Origin of the sequence: Sorangium sp. So ce367, assembly GCF_051520455.1 — a bacterium.
In the GTDB taxonomy this organism is placed as follows: domain Bacteria; phylum Myxococcota_A; class Polyangia; order Polyangiales; family Polyangiaceae; genus Sorangium; species Sorangium cellulosum_B.
Genome location: NZ_CP150334.1, coordinates 7,344,907 through 7,366,452 on the forward strand (window position 1 = coordinate 7,344,907; position 21,546 = coordinate 7,366,452).

18 protein-coding genes are annotated in these 21,546 nt (G+C 69.4%); 11 read left to right on the top strand and 7 right to left on the bottom strand.

The window, feature by feature from the left end; genetic code table 11:
* Positions 1 to 127: 127 nt before the first annotated feature.
* The 3 genes from WME97_RS27840 to WME97_RS27850 form a co-directional block, all read right to left on the bottom strand.
* Positions 128 to 337, bottom strand: coding sequence for a hypothetical protein (locus WME97_RS27840; protein WP_437541693.1), 210 nt, complete (start codon positions 335 to 337; stop codon positions 128 to 130).
* 902 nt (positions 338 to 1,239) lie between these two features.
* Positions 1,240 to 1,932 (bottom strand): hypothetical protein, encoded by a 693-nt coding sequence (locus WME97_RS27845; RefSeq protein ID WP_437541695.1) that lies wholly within the window; start codon positions 1,930 to 1,932, stop codon positions 1,240 to 1,242.
* Between the two features lie 158 nt (positions 1,933 to 2,090).
* Complete coding sequence (locus WME97_RS27850) at positions 2,091 to 3,416, bottom strand: flavohemoglobin expression-modulating QEGLA motif protein (protein WP_437541698.1); 1,326 nt, start codon at positions 3,414 to 3,416, stop codon at positions 2,091 to 2,093.
* A 357-nt stretch (positions 3,417 to 3,773) separates the two neighbouring features.
* Here WME97_RS27850 and WME97_RS27855 point away from each other — a divergent pair, with 357 nt between their 5' ends.
* Both WME97_RS27855 and WME97_RS27860 read left to right on the top strand, forming a co-directional pair.
* The gene (locus WME97_RS27855; protein WP_437541700.1) at positions 3,774 to 5,243 is read left to right on the top strand and encodes a serine/threonine protein kinase; all 1,470 of its coding nucleotides are present in this window, start codon (positions 3,774 to 3,776) and stop codon (positions 5,241 to 5,243) included.
* Positions 5,244 to 5,802: 559 nt separating this feature from the next.
* Positions 5,803 to 6,843, top strand: a complete 1,041-nt coding sequence (locus WME97_RS27860; RefSeq protein ID WP_437541702.1) for a serine/threonine-protein kinase — start codon at positions 5,803 to 5,805, stop codon at positions 6,841 to 6,843.
* A 135-nt stretch (positions 6,844 to 6,978) separates the two neighbouring features.
* Here WME97_RS27860 and WME97_RS27865 read toward each other — a convergent pair whose 3' ends face one another.
* Positions 6,979 to 7,962 carry a serine/threonine-protein kinase gene (locus WME97_RS27865; RefSeq protein WP_437541704.1) on the bottom strand — a complete coding sequence of 328 codons (984 nt, stop codon included), beginning with the start codon at positions 7,960 to 7,962 and terminating at the stop codon, positions 6,979 to 6,981.
* 238 nt (positions 7,963 to 8,200) lie between these two features.
* The gene (locus tag WME97_RS27870; RefSeq protein ID WP_437541707.1) at positions 8,201 to 9,085 is read right to left on the bottom strand and encodes a hypothetical protein; all 885 of its coding nucleotides are present in this window, start codon (positions 9,083 to 9,085) and stop codon (positions 8,201 to 8,203) included.
* Between the two features lie 705 nt (positions 9,086 to 9,790).
* Here WME97_RS27870 and WME97_RS27875 point away from each other — a divergent pair.
* The 6 genes from WME97_RS27875 (at position 9,791) to WME97_RS27900 (ending at position 14,584) form a co-directional block, all read left to right on the top strand.
* Positions 9,791 to 10,504: a hypothetical protein gene (locus WME97_RS27875; RefSeq protein WP_437541709.1), complete on the top strand. Its 714-nt coding sequence runs from the start codon at positions 9,791 to 9,793 to the stop codon at positions 10,502 to 10,504.
* The gene (locus WME97_RS27880) at positions 10,501 to 11,568 is read left to right on the top strand and encodes a hypothetical protein (RefSeq protein ID WP_437541711.1); all 1,068 of its coding nucleotides are present in this window, start codon (positions 10,501 to 10,503) and stop codon (positions 11,566 to 11,568) included. Before WME97_RS27875 ends, WME97_RS27880 begins: the two co-directional genes overlap by 4 nt.
* Before the next feature lie 38 nt (positions 11,569 to 11,606).
* Positions 11,607 to 12,590, top strand: coding sequence for a hypothetical protein (locus tag WME97_RS27885; RefSeq protein ID WP_437541713.1), 984 nt, complete (start codon positions 11,607 to 11,609; stop codon positions 12,588 to 12,590).
* Positions 12,591 to 12,683: 93 nt separating this feature from the next.
* Entirely contained in the window at positions 12,684 to 13,595 is a 912-nt protein-coding gene (locus WME97_RS27890; RefSeq protein ID WP_437541715.1) for a hypothetical protein, read from the top strand.
* Positions 13,596 to 13,753: 158 nt separating this feature from the next.
* The gene (locus tag WME97_RS27895) at positions 13,754 to 14,002 is read left to right on the top strand and encodes a hypothetical protein (RefSeq protein WP_437541716.1); all 249 of its coding nucleotides are present in this window, start codon (positions 13,754 to 13,756) and stop codon (positions 14,000 to 14,002) included.
* A 138-nt stretch (positions 14,003 to 14,140) separates the two neighbouring features.
* The gene (locus WME97_RS27900) at positions 14,141 to 14,584 is read left to right on the top strand and encodes a hypothetical protein (RefSeq protein ID WP_437541719.1); all 444 of its coding nucleotides are present in this window, start codon (positions 14,141 to 14,143) and stop codon (positions 14,582 to 14,584) included.
* A gap of 26 nt (positions 14,585 to 14,610) precedes the next feature.
* Here WME97_RS27900 and WME97_RS27905 read toward each other — a convergent pair whose 3' ends face one another.
* Both WME97_RS27905 and WME97_RS27910 read right to left on the bottom strand, forming a co-directional pair.
* Positions 14,611 to 16,845, bottom strand: a complete 2,235-nt coding sequence (locus WME97_RS27905; protein WP_437541721.1) for a penicillin-binding protein 1A — start codon at positions 16,843 to 16,845, stop codon at positions 14,611 to 14,613.
* Between the two features lie 531 nt (positions 16,846 to 17,376).
* Positions 17,377 to 19,116 (bottom strand): serine/threonine protein kinase, encoded by a 1,740-nt coding sequence (locus WME97_RS27910; protein ID WP_437541723.1) that lies wholly within the window; start codon positions 19,114 to 19,116, stop codon positions 17,377 to 17,379.
* Between the two features lie 334 nt (positions 19,117 to 19,450).
* Here WME97_RS27910 and WME97_RS27915 point away from each other — a divergent pair, with 334 nt between their 5' ends.
* The 3 genes from WME97_RS27915 (at position 19,451) to WME97_RS27925 (ending at position 21,528) form a co-directional block, all read left to right on the top strand.
* Positions 19,451 to 20,401 carry a sigma-70 family RNA polymerase sigma factor gene (locus WME97_RS27915; protein ID WP_437541725.1) on the top strand — a complete coding sequence of 317 codons (951 nt, stop codon included), beginning with the start codon at positions 19,451 to 19,453 and terminating at the stop codon, positions 20,399 to 20,401.
* A gap of 165 nt (positions 20,402 to 20,566) precedes the next feature.
* Positions 20,567 to 20,983 (top strand): VOC family protein, encoded by a 417-nt coding sequence (locus WME97_RS27920; protein WP_437541726.1) that lies wholly within the window; start codon positions 20,567 to 20,569, stop codon positions 20,981 to 20,983.
* Positions 20,984 to 21,024: 41 nt separating this feature from the next.
* A complete protein-coding gene (locus WME97_RS27925) occupies positions 21,025 to 21,528 on the top strand; it encodes an SRPBCC family protein (RefSeq protein ID WP_437541728.1) in 504 nt (167 codons plus the stop codon).
* The last annotated feature ends 18 nt before the right edge of the window (positions 21,529 to 21,546 follow it).

Genomic DNA, 21,546 nt, shown 5'->3' on the forward strand with positions numbered 1-21,546 from the left:
GAGCCGTCATGGCGCAGCCGGACGGCGTGGAGTCGCGGAAGTCTAGGCCTTCCGGCTCCACGCCGCCGGCGCGCACGGCCGGGCCGCCGCCCGTTCGCGGCGCTCCGGCGCCGGAGCGGCAGCGGATCTACCGCTGCACGCCCATGCGGCGGCGCTGCGGGATGTTCAGCGCCGGCCGGGAGCGATCCTGGTTCGGGAGCTTGCTCGGCGGGCGGGGCTCCCGGTGCGCGGGCTTCGGCGCGGGGACATGCCCCGTCTGCGGCGGGCGCCGCTCGGGCGTCTTGGCCGAGCCGAGCTCCAGCGCGCGCTCGGGGAGATGGACGGGTCGCTCGGTCATGGAATCCTCCATTCGATCACTCATCACCACGACAGAAAGAGCACCAAGGCTGAACGAACCCTTCGAAGAACCAGCTCTCATACACCCTCCATTCATCGTACGACCCCGGATTGCAGGCACACCGATGCCGCGACGGACGCTGGCCCCGGACGCCGCCCAAAGGCCGCTCGACTGGCGCTCTCGCGCGATGGACGCACCTCCACGCATCGCCGGGGCAGGGCGGTCCGCATCACCACACGCCCCCTGGCAAGGCGCCTCAGCGCCTCGCCGTCAGGAGAGATGGCGAGTCGGCCCGCCGCGCCACGAACCATCCGGCTCGGTGCTTCGCGCGAGCGGCCAGCGAGCGAGGGCCTGCGACCGCGAGGTCAACGACCTCCAGCGCATCGGACTCGTTCGCAGCTTGGCCACGCTCCGTCCCCACGAGCACACGACCACGCTCGCGCGGGGTTCCGCGGGCGGCTGTCGTGGCTGCTCACGCGCGGCAACAGAAGGGCGCCGTGCCTACCTGGGCAACAGGCGCTTCCCCTTCGGGGCCGCGTGACGGAGCGGTGGTATCAGACGAAAGTGTCCATGATTGACGCGGGCGACGCGTCGAAGGCAACGCTAGCACCGGAGCCAGAGATCGCCCAGCACTTTCTGGTGGTGGGGTGCTCCGGCCGAAATGGGGTCTTTTGAACCGCCAAAGGACGCCAAAAACACGCCAAAAGACGCCAAATTTTTGTGTTTTCTTGGCGTCTTTGTGGCGTCTTGGCGGTCATTCAGGGTTGGGGGATTCCCCCACCACCCACGTTCTGTGTCTGTGGAGGAGCGCTATCCTCGCGGAGCGTTCCTCTCATTGAACTTCAGCTTCTCCCCCCGGTCCACGAGCGGCAGGAGCTCGCACGGGCGCGCCGAGCCACCGCTCAGAACGCGATGCGCAGCCCCACGCCAAGGGGGACCGCTCCAGGCGACGCGGCGACGGCGCCCGGGCCGACGAGGAGGCGCGCAGCGGCGAGCCCGCGCATATCGAGCCCTCTCCGCAGCACCCGCTTCTTGCCGATCACGTAGAGCGGCAGGCCGACGCCAACCGCGGCCGCGCCCCCGACCGCCGTCGCCACGGCCACCGTGTACGTGTCACGGTGCTTCGCGGCGGCCTCGTCGTGGTTCGCGGTGATCAGCACGGCGCCGGTGACGAGGGCGGCTGCTCCGAGGCTCGCGAGGACGATCCCCGAGACCATCATGACTGTGCTGTTCCGCTCGGTCGTCCGCTCCATGAAGTTGCGGAGCTCTCTCTTCGTCGCCTCGATCTCCAGCTCGATCTGGCGCCCGTGGGCGTCTCGCATGTCTTCGTCTTCAACAAAATCGTGGATGGTGTCCGCCTCGTACTTGAGCGCCTTGATCCTCGCTTCGTACGCAGCGACCGTCGCCTCCCACATGGCCTGCGGCGGGAGCTCCTCCGCGGCCGGCGCGGCAGGGGGCGCGGCAGGGGGCGCGGAGGGCGCGAGCTGCGGGGGCGGCGTGCGCTCCGCGCCCTCCGCCGGCGCCTGCGCGGCCGCGCTCGACGCGAGCACCGCGCCGGCAAGCGCGAGCGCCCACGCGACGAGGCGGCGGCGCACCGCGGCCGCGGAAGTGGAAGACGCGCGCGCCGGGGGCGCGGGGGGATGCGCGAAACGGGAATGGACTCGTCCCATCGACGAGCGGCATACCTCAACCGTGGCGCAGAGACATCCGCCACGTCCCGCTCGCCCGGCCTGCGCCCGCGATCGCGGCGCGCTCACCCCTCCCGCGGCCGGCCGCGGCGCTTGCTCCCCTCCCCGGCCCCGACCGGCCGCGCCTCGGCGGCCACGCGGAGCAGCTCCTGGAAGTGCCGCTCCACCGGGCCGAGGTCGATGCCATCCATGAACGAGGTGAACGCGAAGTAGGGCAGCAGCGTCTGCCAGGCGCGCAGCCAGCCCGGCAGGTAGCGCGGCCGCTCCAGCACGCCGGCCGCGCGCAGCTCCGCCAGCACGGCGATGTCGTCGAGCGCGATCCGGCCGCAGACGAGCAGCTCCACCTCGTCGCGCAGGCCGCCGCGCAGGACCGCGGCCAGGAAGGCGTAGACCTCGAGGAGGCCGGCCAGGTAACAGGCGTCCTTCGTGAAGGGCGCGCCGCCCTCGACGAGCCCGCCGCGGCAGACGCGCTGGGCGTCGAAATAGGCGTCGCGGCGCCCGGCGCCGCGCTCGCGCAGGTACCGGTAGAGATCGAGGAAGCTCGCGCCCTGCTCGGCCATGTCCACGAGCCGCACCCGCTCGGCGAGCCGGGTGAGGCGGCCGATGGAGAGCGAGCGGCTGTACAGCTCGGCGAAGATGGCGAGCCCCTCCTGCGTGCGCGTGGTGCGCGGGCCGCCCGACCGCAGGAACGCGCACCGCGGCTGCGCCGCGCCGTTGTGCGCGGTGAGCGCGTGCGTCTCCACCTCGTGGTGCCACAGCCCCTCGGCCTCCCAGGACGCGAACGTGGCCTCCGGGCGGATGCGGACGCGGCTCATGCCGGCCACCACCTTGGCCGTGATCCGCGGGTCGAGCACGATCTCGATGTCGAGCGGCGGCGTCCGCGCGGCGACGCGGGCGGCGAGCAGCTCCCGGAGCGCGCCGGCGTCGAGCGGCTCCTCGTCGGGATCGCTGGCCTCGTCCCAGCCGTGGACGCGCAGGCGCGCGGTGAGGTGCTCGGCGAGGTCGATGTTGCGGACCTCGCCGCCGAAGAACCGCGAGCGCGCGCCGCCGTAGAGCGCCCGCGACCGCTCGGCGAACTCGCGGGTCCCCGCCGCCTCGAGCAGCTCCGCGGCCTGGATCTGCGCGCGGACGTTGTCCCGCAGCCAGTCGAGCACGGGCGCGTCGCCGTCGATCGATCCGAGGAGCTCACGCAGCTCGGCGATGCGCCGCGCGAGCCCGTCACGATCGACGCGCTGCTCGACCTCGGGGAGGCGATCCTCGCCGCCGGCGAAGAAGCGCTCCTCGACCTCGCGAGGCCAGGCGATGTCGTCGAGCAGCCGGAGCGCCTTGCCCTCGGAGAGGCGGACGCCGACCCGATCGAGCTGCTCCAGCACGGCGCGGTCGATGCTCATGCCCGCATGTTCGCGCGAACCGCGGAGCGCGGAAAGCCGCCGGCGCGGCGCTTGCGGCTCGGGCGCGGACCCGGGGCTGGATCGCAAGCGCGCCTGGCTCCGCGCGCCAGCGCTCCCTGGCGGGACGATATCGCGGGGGCGAACCGCCGCGATCCCGCCCGCGGGCTCCGCTGAGATCGCCCGTGCGCAGCGGTTGAGTGCCGAAGCGCCCCGGAGGCCTCCGGCAACGTGTTGTCGGCAACCAGCAGGCCTGCGCCGAGGAGGCAAGCGCGAGGGCGTGCACCTGCGCTCCCCGTGGCCACGCCGAGCATGTTGTTCAGCTCCTCGCATCCGGGGTACATTGGAGCCTGAACCTCGATGAATGATGACCCCCAGCTAGCACACTGTACAGCACGAATCGGGACGGTCCTCCGGGGCAAATGGCGCGTCGATTCGCTCATCGGCGTCGGCGGGATGGCTGCGGTTTACGAGGCGACACACAGGATCGGCCGGCGCTGCGCGATCAAGATCCTCCATCCGGAAATCGCGATCTCGAAGGAGCTTCGAGCCAGGTTCGAGCAAGAGGCGCTCGCAGTGAACCAGCTCGGTCACCCCGCAGCCGTCAATGTCCTCGACATCGATACGAGCGAAGATGGCTCGCCGTTCCTGGTGATGGAGCTGCTCGATGGTGAATCGCTCGGCAGGCGCGCCCACGGCTCCGGCGGCATCGAGGAGCGCGAGCTGCTCCGCATCGTCTCGACCGTGCTCGAAGTGCTCGACGTCGCGCACGGGCTCGGCATCGTCCATCGAGACATCAAGCCTGACAATCTGTTCTTGACCTCTTCAGGCGGCGTCAAGGTCCTCGACTTCGGGATCGCTCAAATGAAACAGGGCGGCTCCAATATTCATACACGCACCGGCGCGGTGCTCGGGACTACACCTTACATGTCGCCCGAACAGATCACCGGTGGCCAGATCGACGGACGGGCCGACGTCTTCGCCGTTGGCGCGACGATGTTTCGAATCCTGGCAAAACGCCATGTACACGAGGGCTCCACGGAAAGCGATCTCCTCATCAAAATGGCGACGCAGCCTGCGCCGGCCCTGCGCACCGTTGCCCCCTCTGTCAGCCCAGAGGTCGGCGCCATCGTCGATCGCGCGCTCGCCTTCGATCCATCGCGCCGCTATCCAACGGCCCGCGCCATGCGCGAAGACATCGAGCGAGCTCTGGGCACCCATGCTGCCCCTCACGCGCCAGCCCCAGTGTCGATCCGAGCCGACGTGTCGTCTCCGATCAGCGTCGATGCCCCGACGATGGCTGCTCCTGCCCCCGGCCAAGCGATGCAGGCACCGATGGTCGTACCCGTGCCGCCTCAATCCGCTGCGACCAGCCCACGAGCGAGCTCGAATTCGCCACTCTTGATGATCGCAGTGATCGGCTCGTTTGCTGTCGCCGTTTGCCTCGCCGCTGTCTTCTTCGTTGTTCGTTCGCAAGCCCCCGCCGAAGACACTCGTGAGAGCGCGGACGATGAGACATCGCAAGAGGACAAGGCGAGCGCCAGCTCTCCCATGATGGCCACGTCTTCCACTACCAGCACGCCATCCACGCCATCCACGCCATCCTCGACCGCTGCCCCCCCATCGACGCGCCCGCCCGCCCCCAATGGCAAGTATCGCCTCCTCATCAAAGACGGCAAATATCCATTTTGCGTCACGTCGAAACTGAAACATGCCTATCCAGTACGCACGAACGACGAAGGCGTCAAAGTGTGCAGCGGCACCCCCGATGGGCCCATTCCGATTGAAGGACTCAAAGCCTACCACCCCTCCGAGCTTCAATGGAAATAGCTCTGTGAGGTGCGGCGGCCCTGTCTTGTACCGTGCCGGCGTGCCGAAGAGCACGCCGCCGCCCAGCTCTTCGATCGCTGGCCCCCGATGTCTTCATCGCGCCTTCGGGGCGGGGCTGGATCGCGCCTTCGGGGCGGGGCTGGAGGTTCCGGCGACGCGGGCGGCGACCAGCGAGCTACGGTTCGATGCACTGTGGACATCCTTGTAGGCCGATGTCGGCACACGGAACCAGATCCACGAACATCGCGGAACTGCACAGCTTTTCCGTACGGAGGGTGGATTGAGCAGGATGTCCACTCGGACGGCGGTGCGGTTCCTCCGCTCTCAACGCCTTTGTGCGTGTACAGTCCTCGGCATGCCGGGGACAATCCCACCCAAGGGGCGCTCGAGCACCGACGACGTCACGGTGCCGATGCTCGGGAAACAACGCGACGCATCCGTCGTTGAGCTCACAAGCTCGGCGCTGGTGGAAGAAATCGAGACTGCGGCGCGGCCGTGGTCGGACGACGCACCCACGGTTGTGCGCTCAGACAACAGAGCGCCAGGGCTGATCGGGAGCTTGATCTCGGAGCGGTACCGCGTCCACGAGCTCATCGGGGAGGGCGGCATGGGAGCCGTGTACCGCGGCGAGCAGGTGCACCTCCGCAAGCAGGTCGCGATCAAAGTCCTCCAGCCGGGCGCCCGGAACCTCCCCCAGATCGTGGCGCGGTTCGAGCGCGAGGCGATCGCGGGGGCGCATATCCAGCATCCGAACGTGGTCTCGGCAAGCGACTTCGGTCAGCTCGCGGATCGGTCGCATTTTCTCGTCCTCGAGTATGTCGAGGGCACCCCGCTCCAGGACGTGATCGCCTCGGCGCCGCTCCCCGCGCGGCGCGCGCTCCACATCGCGCGGCAGATCGCGTCTGCTCTGGAGGCGGTGCACGCGAAGGGGATCGTGCACCGCGATGTGAAGCCGCAGAACATCCTTCTCGACGCCCGTGATCAGGTGAAGCTCATCGATTTCGGCCTCGCCAAGGTGAACGTGGAGCTCCTGTCCACGGAGAGCCGCGAGGCCGCGCGCAAAGGCCAGGACCTCACCGCCGCCGACCAGGTCCTCGGCACGCTCAGTTATCTCGCGCCGGAGGCCGTGCGCGGCATGGATGCCGTCGATGCTCGCGCAGATCTTTATGCGCTTGGAATCATCTTGTACGAAATGCTGTCCGGGAAAAGCCCGTTCGACGCGAGCGACGGCCAATCTTCCTTCCGGCGGCGGCTCCTCGAGGATGCGCCCCCGCTCCGCCAGCGTGCTCCGGGATCAGAGTTCCGTCCCGAGGTGGAGGCGCTCGTGATGCGGCTCGTCCAGCGAGACCCAATCCAGCGCTATCCGACGGCTACCAACGTGATCGCGGCCATCGACGGGGCCATTGCGGCGATGGAGAACGCGCCGAGGCAGCTCGAGCCGACCGTTGCGATGCAGCCCGGTGCTCCGGGGCACCAGACGAGCGCGCCATCGCTCGCGTCCAGGTGGAACTCGCCGGCGATGCGGCCGTGGCTCATTGCGTCCATCGTCGTATCGCTCTTGCTCAGCGTCGCGCTCTTGATCGCCATCCTGCTCAGCTGACAGAGACTCAAAATGGCCACATCGACGGAGCAGGCTCGTCGCTCGACGGCAGATCCACGAGCTCCGTCGGCTCGGTCCCCCCGCCGCTGACGCGCGCCACGGCCGCGCAGGGCGCCCTTCGCGAGGTGGGCTCCCTCAGCGACGAGGAAGCGGGGCCCCCGCCGGGATCCGCCCTTCCTCAACGGCCACGACGTAGGGCGGCAGGCGGCCCGCCCGCACCGCGCGGACGTCGGCGCGCATCGTCGCCGCGTCCGGGTAACGCTCGACCTTGTCGAACGCGAGGGCACGATCCACGACGTCGCACACCTCCGAGGGCACGTCCGGCGCGCACTGCGCGAGCGACGGCGCCCGCGCCGTCGCCGCGGCGATGAGCAGGCGCGCCTCGGCCACGTGGCCGTGGATCCCGCGACCGGAGAGCAGCCGAAACATCGTGGCGCCCAGGCCGAAGACGTCGGTCCGGCCGTCGATCTCGCGGACCATCCCCCTCGCCTGCTCTGGCGCCATGTACTCGCACGTGCCGAGCGCCACGCCCGTCTTCGTGGCCGTCTTCTCCGGCAGCTCCCCCATCCCGAAAGGAAGCGGATCGAGCACGCGGGCGATCCCGAAATCGAGCACCTTCACCCGCCCATCGCTCCCGATATGCAGGTTCTCGGGCTTGATGTCCCGGTGAACGACGCCGTGCGCGTGCGCCACGACCAGCACATCGAGGACCCGCTCGGCGAGCGCCAGCACATAGCCCACCGCGAGCGTCCCCACGCGGGCCATGTGGTCGAAGACCGTCTCGCCCTCGAGCACCTCCATCGCAAGGTAAGCGGCGCCGTCGTCGGCGATGCCCGACTCCAGCACGAGCGGCAGCCCCTCGCAGAGCGGGCCGACGGCCGCCAGGGCGCTGCCGATCGGGCCCTCGCGCAGGAAGCGCTTCCGGAGCTCCTCGATCTGGCTCAGCGACGGGTGCAGGACCTTCAGCGCCGCGACCTGGCCGTCAGCGCGCCGGCCAAGGAAGACGCTCGCCATCCCGCCGCCACCGAGCACGCGCTCCACCGTCCAGGTCCCGATCTGGGTGCCGATACGCCGCGCCGCGAGCTCCTCGTCGTCCATCGAGCGGGCGGATGGTACCATCCCGTTCACCAGGAGCGATCGCGAAAGGCTACCAGCGCGACAAACGGGTTGAAACCCCAGAAAAGAGCGGGAATTTGAACCGCCAAGCGCGCCAAGGACGCCAAGAGTGTGTCTTGTTCTTGGCGTCCTTGGCGCCTTGGCGGCTCATTTCTCGCTCGATCAACGTGCTCGGTGTCCTGGTACTAGCCTCGAGTTGGACACAGCTGCCTGACATCGGGCAGCTGTGTCCAAGTTGAGACTAGAGCGAGCAGGCCCCGTCCGTGCACGACATCCCCGAGCAGCACTCGCCGGAGTCCGCGCAACGCCCGCCGATTGACTTGCAGGGCGAAGACAGGCAGGCCGCGATCTCACCACCGCTGCACAGCCCCGAGCAGCACTCGGCGTTGCTGAAACACCCGAACCCGACCTCCACGCACTGCGGAGCGCCTCCGGCTCCGCCGCCCGTGCCGTCACCGGCTCCGCCATCGCCGCCGGCACCGCCGCCAGATCCATCGCCGCCGCCACCGCCATCGCTGCCGCCACCGCCATCGCCGCCGCCGCTGCTCGGGTTGCACCTGAGCTCGCCGCCGCTGCTCGGATCGGGCGCGCAGACGCCGCCGCAGCAGTCGTCGGGCGTCCGGCACGCCTCGCCGTCGTCGCGGCACGCGCAGTCCGCGCACTTGCCGGACGAGCACATGCCGCTGCAGCAATCCGCGTCCGCCTGGCAGTCCTCGCTGTGGACCTTGCAGGCGAACCCGTTCTCGCACCGGCCCGTGCCGACGTTGCAGCTCCGCGAACAGCAGTCGTCGTCGGAGTCACAGGCGGCCTCCGCGAGCGCGCAGCACGGGTCCTGGCAGCGGAGCACGCCGAACGAGCCCGCAAAGCAGAGCAGCTTGCCCTGCGGCACGCCGGGGCAGCACTCCCCGAACGACGAATCGCATATCTCACCGGCCGGACGGCAGTTCGGCGGCTGCCCGCACTTCTTCACGCCGTTCGGCTCCGTCTGGCAGTTCTCGGTGCAGCACTGCGCGTCGTCCGTGCAGAGCTCGCCGATCGGCTTGCAGCCGCCGATGGACTGGCAGAACGAGGCCCCGGGCGCGATCTCGATGCACGCCTTCGAACAGCACTGCGATCGCTGCATCACACGCCGCGCCGGCAGGCGCACACGTGACGCCGCCTCCTGGACCGCTATCGCCGCCCGCGGCCCCGTCGAGACCGCCCGTACCGTCGCTGCCTCCTGCGCCCGGTAGTCCCGCGCCCCCGCCCCCCGTGCCTGGCCCCGCTCCAGCGTTCGACCCGCCGCTTCCCGTTCCCGCGTCGCCGCCGCATCCGGCGTGTAAAGCGAGGCCGAGCACACCTGCGAGTACTGACGGCGCGAGCCAATGAGCAAGACGCATCACACTCCCCTTTCGTGCTGAGACCAGCGATAAGCCGTCGCACGAGCGCGCATCTGCGGCTCACGAAAGAGACCTGCGACACCGCAGGCGGGCGGCCGAGCTGCCGATTGTTGAGCCGTCGGCTAGCGGCGATGCGACTGCTCCTTCAGACAATCCCTGGTTGGGGGGCGATGTGTGCTCATGTGCCTGCGATCTGCGTTGCCGCCAGCGTGCCTGACGTTGTGCTTTGCGCCCGTATAAGTGGCCACGATGGCGTCAGCACGACGGGGGTAGCGGCTACCGTGAGGACGAACAACGGTGTCACTCTTGCGCAAGCGGTGTTGTGCCGTTGATGACCTCGCGAAGGCGTGCGAGCGCGCTTGAGCTCGTTCGCCATGGGCGCACCTGCGCTGCAACACCGGTGCTAGGCACATTGACCGCGACTCACGCAGTCGTGTAACTGTTCCTTGTCGATGCAGATCACCCTCGCCAGAGCCAGGCTGCAGGTCGCGCTGTTCGCCTTGTTGGCGGCCGTCGCGAGCGCCGGGCTCGCCGTCGAGGTGCTCAAGCCGATCCTCAATTTGAAGAGCCGCAGCGGCGTCGTCCCGCTGCTCTCGCTGAGCTACGAGCAGAACGTGCCCACGTGGTACACATCGTGTCTGCTGTTCACGTGCGCTCTCACCCTCGCGGCGATCGCCACCGGTGCCCGCCGCGAGGGCCGGTTCGTGAAGCACTGGTGGGGGCTCGCCGCCGCGTTCCTCTACATCTCGTTCGACGAGGTCGTGCAGATCCATGAAGCGGCGAGCTCCTGGTTCGATCTGGGCGGGGTCCTCTACTTCAGCTGGGTGATCCCGGCGGCCGTCGTGGTGGCGGCGTTCGCGGTCGCGTACCTCAGGTTCCTCGCGCATCTCCCGCGCGGCACGAGGAACCGGTTCTTGCTCTCGGGCGGCATCTATGTCACCGGCGCGCTCGTCCTCGAGCTGCCGCTCGGGTACTGGACCGAACAGGCCGGGAGCAACAACGTCGTCTATGGGCTCATCGATTTCGTCGAGGAGTCGATGGAGATGCTCGGCGTGAATCTCTTCCTGCTCTCGCTCGTCGACTATCTCGGCGTGCAGGGGTGGACGATCGGCTTCTCGCTGGCAGCTCCGGAGCCGCGGCCCGCGGCGGACGAGCGTGCGGCATGAGCGCCCGAGCCGAGCCCGCGTCTCCTGCGCTCCTCGCCTTACCGGGCAGCGAAGCGTACATCGTCAGCCGCTGGTATGACTGGGCGTTCTTCCTGCTCCCGCCGCTCGTCGCGCTCGCCGTCGGCGCCCTGATCGCCGGAACGCCGCTCACCGACTCGAGGTTCAGGCTCCACGGGGAGAAGGTCACGTGGGCGGGGCTCTTCATCGGCACGCTCATCCATGGCCACCTCGCCGCGGTGCTCCTCCGGAGCCACGGCAACGCGGACATCTTCCGGCGGTACCGGCTCCGCTTCCTCGTGGCGCCGGTCGCCCTGTTCGCCGCGATGATGCTGTCCATGTGGGCCGTCGTGTGCGTGACCGTCCTCGTGGTGTTCTGGGACGTCTACCACTCGGCGCTCCAGACGTTCGGCCTCGGGCGCATCTACGATGCGCGCGCGGGGAACGCGCCGGCGCTCGGCCGCCGGCTGGATCTCGGGCTCAACCTGCTCCTCTACGTCGGCCCCATTCTGGGCGGCGCGACTATGCTCCTCCACTTCGAGAGCTTCGACGCGTTCAAGGACGTGGGCGCCGCCCTCTTCACGGCTGTCCCGGCGCTGATGGAGTCGCACCACCGTGTCATCAGCTGGACCGTCATCGCCGCAGGGACGTTGTTCCTGGTCTATTACGCGCTCGCCTACCGCTCCCTGTACAGGCGGGGTTATCAGGTGTCGTTCCCCAAGGTGTGGCTGTTCGTGAGCACGGGGCTCTGCTCCATCTACACGTGGGGGTTCAACCCGTGGGGACAGGCCTTCTTCATCATGAACCTGTTCCACGCCGTGCAGTACCTCGCGCTCGTCTGGTGGTCGGAGGGCGGCCGCCTCCGCCGCCGGCTGCGCCTCGACGCGCTCCGGGCTGGCAAGCCGATCGCGGTGGCCGTCTTCCTCGGGGGCGTCCTCGTCTACGGGGCCTGGGCCGAGCTCGCGCCGGCGGACGACCGCGCGCTGTGGTCGATCACGCAGACCGTCGCCTTGCTGCACTTCTGGTACGACGGTTTCATCTGGTCCGTGACGCGCAAGCAGGTGTGAGGCGATCAAGCCTTCAAGGTGTCGCCAGAGAGGGTTGTATGCGAATCCAACGTTGTCTCCGCTCCGTGCTCTTCTCGCTCGCGGTCGCCTCCATGGCGCTCGCCTCGCCTGCCTGCAGCAAGTCGCCGCAGATCACGGCGGAGAGCATCGAGGACAACTGGGCGCTGACGGAGCAGCACGAGCCCGGCTCCGTCGTCATGACGGTAGCCCCGGATGGGAAGGTGACGGCGCTCGTCAAGAACCGCGATGGCAAGCCCATCGAGGAGGGCGTGTCGGGCAACCTCACGGTCAAGGTGCCTGGCAAGGAGGGAGCCCCCGCGACGGCAGAGCTCGTGCCGGAGCCCAAGGCGGGGGGAGTCCTGGTCGCCAAGATCCCGCCGCTCGAGGACGAGCTCACGGAGGTCGGCTACGAGCTCAAGGTCAAGGGTGAGCCGTTCAAGGGGGCGCTGCACGTGCCGCGCGGCGGAACCCGGGAGCTCCAGGAGAGCGCGAAGGAGAGCCAGGCGATCAAGGTCGAGGGGAAGAAGGGCCCCAACGGGGGCGTGCTCCAGCCCGTCGGGGACGACATCGTGGAGATCGTCGCGGACAAGGCGACGGGCGACGTGCGCGTGTATGTGCTGGATCTCGACCTCAAGCCGGTCCCGATCGGCCAGCGCGAGATCAAGCTCGCGATCCAGACGCCGTCGGGCCCGGACGTGCTCGTGCTCGCGCCCGGCCCCGATCGGCTCTACTTCACGGGCAAGCTGAAGGTGAAGGTCAACCCGACCAAGATCACGGTGGTGCTCAAGGACGGCGGGCACACGCACGTGGTCCTCTGCAACTACCACCCAGGCGCGGTGATCGTGGTCGGCGCGAGCGCGCCCGTGATCGGCATCCTGGTGGCCACCACGTGGGCCGTGAAGGTCAACGTCAAGCCGACCGTGGTGGTGCACGACGACGATGACGACGACGGCCGCCGGGTCATCGTCGTCCACAAGGGAAAGGGAAAGGGCAAGTGGAAGGGCAAGGGCAGATGGCGCTGAACGTGATGAAAGCGCGCCGCGCCGCGGCCCGCTTCGCGATCCACGTTCGCGCGATCACGCAGTGAAGGTCTTCACCCGGAGGGACATCTCGCCATGACTGGACAAAACGACGCATGTGAGGAGAACGCTGGCTTCGGCGGCACGATCCCGTCGCGCGCCCTCGCTGCACGACGAGCCCTGTTCGCGCTCGCGTGCATCGGCTCCGTCAGCTGCGGCGGTGATGACGCGACGGGAACGCCGGATGATGTCGACGTCACGGCCGGCACGACCGCGATCGTGGCGATCGTCAACCCGGTGGTGAACACGCCCCACACCACGGGAGTTCCCGACGAGCTCGGGGACGCGCGCGATGGGCTCACGGTGACCGCCACGCCGGGCGACAGCGACGTCACAGCGGATGGCGTCGCGGTCGTCGGCGTGCCGCCCGGCGGGATCGAGCTCGATGTCTCCGGAGCCAGCCTCGCGCATACGGTCCAGGCGGAGGGCGATGTCGTGGATGCGCCTGTCGCGTTCTCCGGCTCGGCTGCGGCCTTCTTCGACAACACGCCCATCCGCTACGCTGTCAGCGAGGCATCGGGCGCCATCTTCCTCGATCCGTCGGTGCCCCTGGCAGACATCGAGGGCCACCTGGCCGAGGACGATCGGGTCGTCGTGCTGCGCCCGGGTACGTACGTCGGCAGCATCACGATCACCGGGAAGGGCACGCTCCTGTACGGCGAGGATTTCCTCGATCGCGCGGTGGTCATCGACGGCAGCATCACGGCGGCAGGCGAGGAGGTACGGCTGCGAGGCCTGACGATCACGGGCGATCTCACCTCGAGAGGCAACAATTTCGGGATCAGCTTCTCGCTCGTCCGGGGCAATGTCAGCATCACGGGCAACGCGGGGGCGTTCGTACGAAACGTATTCTGCGCTGAGACGGTGGTGCCCTCGAGCAACGCGACGCTGCTCGACAACTACGGTGTCGCGCCGCTGGAAGCTCTGCCGCCCGTCGTGTGCGACTGACCGCGGCTGCGGGAGCTCTGAGATCGAGAGCCTCTCATCAGCCGGAGCTGATCGAGAGCACCAGCACCTCTACGCCGGCCTGGTCGGGTACGCGGCCACTGCCCATCCTCGAAGCCGCTAGCCGCGCAGTTGGCGCAACCGTCAAGTGAAGGCACGTCATGTCAAGCACACGCATCAAGATCATTGGTTGGGTCGCCGCGGCGCTCGTACCGTTCGTCCTCGCCTACATCGGCGCGCATCTTGGCTATATCGCCATTACCACCCTCACGTTCGCGATCTTCTGGGCGACCCTCTCGCTTGGACGGATGTCGGCGCGAGCGCCCCAGCAAGACTGCTCCGCGTACGTTATCAACGTTGGAGAGAACGGCGCGAGCACACCCGAGCCAGCCCTCGAGCAGCGCGAATGATCGCGCGACGCGGCCCGCGGCCGCGAGTAGACCAAGACTCCAGAGGACCACACGACGCGACGAGCTCGCCGCTCCACCGAAGCTCGGCGGACGCCGTCGGTTCCGCCCCTGCACTCATCCACGTCGATCGGAGGATCCATGCGCCAGCACATTCGTAGCCACCACGTCGTCGCTCTGTCGCTCCTCGCCCTGCTCTGGGGCGGAATTGCCGCATGCGGCGATGACCCGGCCGACGACTGCACGGTCGGCGATCCCCACGAGGGCCCGACGTGCGAGTGCAACGGCGCCGAGTGCATTTGCCCCTCGTCCGGCGACTGCGCGATCTTCTGCACCGCCGATTGCGGTCTCCAGTGCGCCGGCTCCGGAAGCTGCGACTTCGACTGTGGCCCTGACTGCGACATCGCCTGCACCGGCTCGGGTAACTGTACGCTCACGGTCGGCCATGGCTCGACGGTGGACTGCACCGGGTCGGGCGACTGTGATGTGGTCTGCAAGGGCGACTGCGACGTGCGGTGCCCCGGCTCGGGAGACTGCGTGGTCCACTGCGAGCCCGGCGCGGTGTGCACGACAGACGGGGTGTAGCAGGCAGCCCCCGAGCTGACCGAGGCTCAAAATGGCCACATGATGCGAGGTACCTCGCCGCTCGACGGAAGCTCGGCGTATGCCGTCGGCTCCGTGCCTGCAAGGAACACCTCCTCGATCGCCGCGGCGGCGCCCGGCAGCGCGAGTTGACCGGTCGTCGCGTCGATCAGGACGCGCACGAGCCCGTCCGGAGGCACGGCGAAGTCGGTGCGCGGTCTCGCCTTGTGCGCTTCCTGCATGAACGCGATGAAGGCCGGCAGGGAGGTCGCGCCGCCCGTCTCGCCGGCGCCGAGCGGAGAGGCGTCATCGAAGCCCGTCCAGACGGCGCACGCGATGTCGGTCGAGTAGCCCACGAACCACGCGTCCTTCGCGGCATTCGAGGTGCCCGTCTTGCCCGCGACCGGCGTGCTCATGGATCGCGCGCGCTTGGCTGTCCCCGAGTCGACGACGGAACGCAGGAGGCTCGTCATGATGTACGCCTCGGCTTCGCCCATCACCCGGCGCGCTGGCGCCGCGCCGGGGAGCGGCAGCGGCTGGCCGCCCGGGCCGATGATGCTGCGAATGAGCGCTGGATCACGGTACGTGCCGCCCGCGGCGAACACGTTGAACGCACCGACCATCTCGAACGGCGTCACCTCGTATGCGCCGAGCGCCAACGACAGGTCCGCGCCGAGCTTCGACGTGACTCCGAGCGATTGCGCCCACTCGGCGACCTTGGCCGGCCCGAGCCGATCGAGGACCCATACCGCGGCGACATTGACGCTCTGGGCGAGCGCTTCGCGCAGCCGGCGCGGCGCCTGTCCGTCGCTCTCGTCGTAGTTGTCAGGCCTGTATTTCCCTCCGAGCGCGGACGGATGGGTCTCGAGGATGGACGCCGCGGTGAATGCCCGCGTCTGGATCCCGTAGCTGTACACGATCGGCTTGAACGTCGACGCAGGCTGGCGGCGCGCCGACCTCGCCCGGTTGAGGGCGCCGCGCGCCGCGTCGTAGCCGCCGACGATCGCGAGCACTTCGGCCGTCCGGACGTCGAGGGCGACGAGCGCGCCCTGGGGCCCGAGCGCGAGCTCCAGCCGTCCGCTGCGCGGGTCGCCGCCGGCAAAGGTGACGCGCACGACCTTGCCGATCTCGGCGAACTGGCTCGCGGGCAGGTTGCGTGGATTGTAGCGCGCCGCTCTCTCCAGCTTCACGACGCCTTGCGCCGTGCCCACGCGCACGGTGAGCGTGCCTGCCGCGTCGTCGGCCTTCGTGACCACGCCGTGGTAGACGCGCTCGCTGCCCTGCGTGGGCGTTCCTTCGAAGGGGGCAGGATCTCCCTTGCCACGCTTCAGCGGAGCGATGAGCCCGCGGCGCGCGGCGTACGCATCGAGGTTGCTGCGCACCGCCGCTCTCGCGGCCCTCTGCAGCGCCGGATCGATCGTGGTCGTCACCGTGTACCCGCCGCGGTTGGCCTGCGGGCCGACCGCGGCGACCAGCGCGCGCTCGACCTCGGCGACGACCTCGGGCGCCAGCTCGGAAGCGTGTTCCGGCGGGGGGGCCAGGGCGATCTTCTGGCGAGCGGCGGCGTCCACGTCGGCGCGTGGTACGAACTTTTTGTCGCCCAGCTGCTGGAGCACGTAGCTGCGCCGCTCCTCGGCGCGGGCGAGGTCCACGCGCGGTGAGTAGACGCTGGGCCCCTTGACCAGACCTGCGAGCAGGGCCGCTTCGGCGAGCTGCACGTCTCGAACGCTCTTCCCGAAGTAGTACCGCGCGGCTTCCTCGACGCCGTAGCGCCCGTGCCCGAAATAGATGTCGTTGAGATAAAGCTCGAGGATCTCGTCCTTCGTGAGCTCCTGTTCGATGCGGCGCGCGAGGATGAGCTCACGGATCTTGCGCGCGAAGGTGCGCTCCGGCGTGAGGAGCACGTTCTTGATCACCTGCTGGGTGATCGTGCTGCCTCCCTGGCGGGCCTGCGCGGACCGCAGGTTCACAAGGAGCGCCCGCAGGATGCCGAGGTAGTTCAGCCCCTCGTGCTTGTAGAAGTTCGCGTCCTCCGCGGCCAACACGGCGAGCTTCATGCTCGTCGGCACCGCCGAGATCGGGACGACGGTGCGTCGCTCGACGAAGAGCTCCGCGAGCGGTGTCCCGTCCCGCGCGAGGATGCGCGTGACCTCCGGCGGATGATAGCTCCTCAGCTCCGAGGTCCGCGGCAGGTCGTGGCCATAGTACCAGAGGAGCCCCGCAAACATCAGCAGACCGAGGCCCAGCAGCGTCGAAGCGGCCATCACGATGCCCCACGCCCATCGCCGCAAGCGCCGCTTCCACTGGACCTTTCGCGGGCGCGGATGCCCCTGCTCCCGCGCCCGGCGGACCGCCACGGCGCGCTCGAGCGCGCTCGACAGAGCACCTAGCGCCGATGCGATCCGACCAGCGGCCCTCGCGAGCCGTCGCGCCGGCAGCGCGCGTTGTGCGGTCGGCTGGGCGGGGGCATCGGCCGGCGACGACCGTGCGGGGTCGCCCCCGGGCGGCGGCGACCACGGCAGCGTCTGTCGCTCCGGGGCGGCCTGGCCAGCCCTCGCTTCGGGGATCGCCGGGGCGGCCTGCGGCGAGCGCACCCAGAGCTGTGTCGCGGGCTCCCCCACCCCCGCATCGTCACGGCGGGGATCCTCGCCGCGCGGCGAGGGGGACGCGAGGTCGTCACGACGGCCGAACCGGTCCATATCCATCCAACTCCTCCGCGGTGCGGGCTGAGTGCGCGTGCCGCGGCGCCCTCCTCGCAGACGCCATGAGAGCAGCGCATGAGCGCGATGCGACGATCAGTCGGGGCATGGGGCTCCGCACGCCATGACGTTGCCAGGACAGGCTTCTATCTGCCCGAGACACGTGCCGATGACGCAATCGGAGCCAGGCGTGCAGTACACCAGACAGGGAGCGCTCGTCATGCAATTGACCGAGCAATCGCCTTCGCACCAGATCTTGTGCATCCCCGATCCCATGCAGTTCACCAGCGCGTCTCGCCGCGCCCCGATGTCGCAGACGCTCCCGTCCTGACAAGCAATCTGGCACGGTTCATCGCAGACGTGATCGCAGTCGTTTGTCAGCATACAGCTGGCCCGCTGCGACGCGCCGCGCCCTTCCTCGGGGCCGCGGCTCGGTGGGTCAGGGAGGCGAGCTCTCGTGTCGCCCTTCCTCTCGGGGCCGGGCTCCGGAGCCTTCGCCAGGACGCGATCCGCCGCCGGGCCGCCGGGAACCTTGGCAAGCGGTGAGGCCGCCGGTCGCTGCGCGCCGGTCGCCCCCGGCGATCTCGCGTCGGGCTCGACGTTCACCGCACGGAGATACACGGCGGCGAGCACGCCTGCGGCGAGCAGCGGGAACGCCAGCACGGCCCATCGCAGCCTCCTTCCACGTACCGTGGTCGCCGTCCACTGCGTCGCCTGGGTGAACGCCGATGCCGCCGGTGCGGGGGCACGAGCCGGAGCGACGGCCGATCCGCCGCCCGGGGCGCCCTGCGCGCTCGACGCATTCGGGACGCCGGCGATGGAGACATCGCGGATGACGCTCCCCATGCCACCCGCCGGCGGCGGGGCGGGATGCAGGCCACCGGCGCCCGAGGCGCGCACCGAGACGGCCGAGGAAGGGGCGAGCCCCTGGGGTATCCACACCGTCGAGGCGGTGCTGAGCGGATCCGCCGCGGGGGCGGGAAGCCCGGCCGCGCCGAACCGCAGAGCAAAAGCGGGCGGCTGACCGGCCAGGATGGCGCGCACGTCCTGCTGCATGACCGTCGCGCTCGGGTAGCGCTCGCCTCGATCGAACGCGAGCGCGCGATCGACCACGGCACACACCCACTGCGGGGTCTCCGGAGCGACGCTCGCGAGCGGCGGCGCGGGCAGCGTGGCCATCCTGACGACCAGATCGGTGTCAGAGCTCGCGTCATGGATGCGCCGCTTCGTGATCAGACGGAACATCGTCGCTCCGACCGCGAACAGGTCGGCACGCGCATCGATCTCGTCGCCTCTGACCTGCTCCGGCGGCATGTAGGCGACCGTGCCGAGCGTCGTTCCCGTGCGCGTCCGAACGTAGTCGGCCGCGGCCTGCCTGACGCGGGCGACGCCGAAATCGAGCACTTTCAGGCGCCCGTCGCGGAGGCGGAACAGGTTGTCTGGCTTGATGTCGCGGTGGATGATGCCGTGCGCATGGGCAGCTGCCAGCACGTCCAGCAGCCCGTCCACCATGGCCAGCAGCTCCGCCATGTCCATCCTGCCCTGGCGCCTGGCGTACCCGGCGAGCGACTCACCATCGAGCAGCTCCATGACGAGGAACGGGCAGCCGTCCGCTGTCGTGTCGATATCGCGTATTTCCACCGCGCCGGGGTGGACGAATCGATTGACGGCTTGCGCTTCCTGATCGAACCGCGCACGCAGCTCGGGCATGCGCGCGATCTCGGGGTGGAGGATCTTGATGGCATCTCGCCGCCCGATCTTGTGCACGCCGACGTAGACAGCGGCCATGCCGCCCGAGCCCAACAGCCGCTCGATCGTCCACTTCCCGCACAACACGGTGCCGACTCTGCGCTGCAGTTCCTGGTCGTCCATATCCGGTATAAGGTTTGCTAATTTGCCGAACGGAGTCCTCGCGGCGCCCCAGCACCGCCCTGACGGTCGCCCATCCTAGCCGACTTGGCCGTGGCGTCGTGACCGCGCGACGTCGTCGTGACCGCGCGACACGCGGCATGCCGTCCCGGGTGTGTCGACGACCGAGCGCGGCAGCAGGCCGACCAGGCCGACAAAAAGTGCCCGCGTCGAGACCAGCGCCCTGCCCTCGGCGCGCGTGTCGCGCGGCCAGGGAGCGTGACCGTGGATCTGCCGGGAGGCCGATGGTACCGTCGCCGCGATGTCGGGGAGCGTGGACCAGCTCGAGGAACACCGCGCGGCGCTCACCGGGCACTGCTACAGGATGCTCGGTTCCGTGGTCGACGCCGACGACGCCGTCCAGGAGACGATGGTGCGCGCCTGGCGGAGCCTCGACAAGTTCGACGGGCGGTCGTCGCTGCGCACCTGGCTGTACCGCATCGCGACGAACGTCTGCCTCGACGCGCGGGCCGATCGCGCGCGCCGGGCGCGCCCGCTCGAGGAAGGCCCTGTCGGCACCGTGGACGACGAGCTCCAGACGCGCCCGCGCACGCACTGGCTGGAGCCCGTCCCCGACGCGCACGCCCTCCCGGCGGACATCGACGCCGCGGAGCGGGTGGTGCTCCGCCAGAGCATCCGCCTCGCCTTCGTCGCGGCGCTCCAGCACCTGCCGCCGAAGCAGCGCGCCGCGCTGCTGCTCACCGAGGTGCTCGGGTGGTCCGCCGCGGAGGTCGCCGACAGCCTCAGCACCTCGGTCGCCTCGATCAACAGCGCCCTCCAGCGCGCGCGGGCGACGCTCGCGAGCCGCGATCTCGGCGACGTGCGCGCCACGCTGCCGGAGCCGCAGTCCGCCTTGCTCGACCGCTACGTCACCGCCTTCGAGCAGTACGACGTGGACCGGCTCGCGGCGCTGCTGCACGAGGACGCTACCCTGTCGATGCCGCCGTTCACCCTCTGGCTCCGCGGCCCCGACGCCATCCGCGCGTGGCTGCTGGGCCGGGGCGCGGGCTGCCGCGGGTCACGGCTCGTGCCGACGGCCGCCTGCGGCTCGCCGGCGTTCGCCCAGTACCGCCCGGCGCCGGAGGGCGGCCACCGGGCCTGGGCGCTCATCGTGCTGGATCTCGCGGGGGACCGCATCGCCAGCATGACGTCCTTCCTCGACACCGAGACGCTCTTCCCGCGGTTCGGACTGCCGCTCGAGCTCCCCGCGTAGCCCCCGCGCCCGGCCGGCTCGGGGCGGCGATCTTTTTTTCCGGTCGACCGATGAGTCCCGGCGCAGGCGGGGGTCTATGGGGGTGAACTCCGGCACGACGGCCCTCATGGCCGCGATCGTGGCCGGCATCACCCGGCGTCCATGCTCGAACAGGAGAAGAGGACCATGACAACGAACAGCGCCCGCAAGATCTTCGTCAACCTGGCCGTCAGCGACCTGAAGCGGTCGATGGAGTTCTTCGCGAAGCTCGGCTTCGAGTTCAACCCGCAGTTCACGGACAACAACGCCGCCTGCATGATCGTCAGCCAGGAAGCCTTCGTGATGCTCCTCACGGAGCCGTTCTTCAAGGGCTTCACGAAGAGGGAGATCTGCAACACGAGCACGCACACGGAGGGGATGTTCGCGCTCTCGTGCAGCAGCCGGGCCGAGGTCGACGAGATCGTGAAGAAGGCGATCGCGGCGGGCGGGTCGCACGCCATGGATCCGCAGGATCACGGCTTCATGTACGGCTGGAGCTTCTACGACATCGATGGTCACCACTGGGAGGTCGTCTGGATGGCCCCCGAGGCGATCCAGTCGTAGCCGGCGCCTCGACGAAGGAACGAAGGAGAAGGAGGAGAGCCATGGTCGAGAGCCAAACAGCGAACAGCGATAGCTTCCAGGTCACGACGCCGTCGGCGGACGAGGTCCGCATGACGCGCCTGTTCGACGCGCCGAGGCACCTCGTGTTCGAGGCGATGACGAGGCCCGAGCACATCAAGCGGTGGTGGGGCTGTCTGGGCGAGGGCTACTCGGTGCCCGTCTGCGAGATGGACCTCCGGCCGGGCGGCAAGTGGCGCTTCGTGAACCGCCACCCGGGCGGCGAGGCCGCCTTCCACGGCGAGAACCAGGAGATCACGGCGCCGAGCCGGCTCGTGTTCACGGAGATCTTCGAGCAGTTCCCGGACACCGTCTCGGTGGTGACGGCGACCTACACCGAAGAGGGCACGAAGACGCGGCTCACGGCCACGGTGCGTTATCCGTCGACGGAAGTGCGCGACATGGTCCTCGCGTCCGGGATGCCCAGGGGCGCGGGCATCAGCTACGACCGCCTCGAAGCGCTGGTCGCGCAGCTGCAGCAGCGATGAGCCGACCGGCCGGCGGTG

What these genes read in the sequence shown, in the direction of transcription:
- WME97_RS27840 (WP_437541693.1), bottom strand. Translation starts at nt 337, where the DNA reads ATGACCGAGCGACCCGTCCATCTCCCCGAGCGCGCGCTGGAGCTCGGC.
- WME97_RS27850 (WP_437541698.1), bottom strand. Translation starts at nt 3,416, where the DNA reads ATGAGCATCGACCGCGCCGTGCTGGAGCAGCTCGATCGGGTCGGCGTC.
- WME97_RS27855 (WP_437541700.1), top strand. Translation starts at nt 3,774, where the DNA reads ATGAATGATGACCCCCAGCTAGCACACTGTACAGCACGAATCGGGACG.
- WME97_RS27865 (WP_437541704.1), bottom strand. Translation starts at nt 7,962, where the DNA reads ATGGTACCATCCGCCCGCTCGATGGACGACGAGGAGCTCGCGGCGCGG.
- WME97_RS27875 (WP_437541709.1), top strand. Translation starts at nt 9,791, where the DNA reads ATGCAGATCACCCTCGCCAGAGCCAGGCTGCAGGTCGCGCTGTTCGCC.
- WME97_RS27880 (WP_437541711.1), top strand. Translation starts at nt 10,501, where the DNA reads ATGAGCGCCCGAGCCGAGCCCGCGTCTCCTGCGCTCCTCGCCTTACCG.
- WME97_RS27885 (WP_437541713.1), top strand. Translation starts at nt 11,607, where the DNA reads ATGCGAATCCAACGTTGTCTCCGCTCCGTGCTCTTCTCGCTCGCGGTC.
- WME97_RS27890 (WP_437541715.1), top strand. Translation starts at nt 12,684, where the DNA reads ATGACTGGACAAAACGACGCATGTGAGGAGAACGCTGGCTTCGGCGGC.
- WME97_RS27895 (WP_437541716.1), top strand. Translation starts at nt 13,754, where the DNA reads ATGTCAAGCACACGCATCAAGATCATTGGTTGGGTCGCCGCGGCGCTC.
- WME97_RS27900 (WP_437541719.1), top strand. Translation starts at nt 14,141, where the DNA reads ATGCGCCAGCACATTCGTAGCCACCACGTCGTCGCTCTGTCGCTCCTC.
- WME97_RS27905 (WP_437541721.1), bottom strand. Translation starts at nt 16,845, where the DNA reads ATGGCCGCTTCGACGCTGCTGGGCCTCGGTCTGCTGATGTTTGCGGGG.
- WME97_RS27915 (WP_437541725.1), top strand. Translation starts at nt 19,451, where the DNA reads ATGTCGGGGAGCGTGGACCAGCTCGAGGAACACCGCGCGGCGCTCACC.
- WME97_RS27920 (WP_437541726.1), top strand. Translation starts at nt 20,567, where the DNA reads ATGACAACGAACAGCGCCCGCAAGATCTTCGTCAACCTGGCCGTCAGC.
- WME97_RS27925 (WP_437541728.1), top strand. Translation starts at nt 21,025, where the DNA reads ATGGTCGAGAGCCAAACAGCGAACAGCGATAGCTTCCAGGTCACGACG.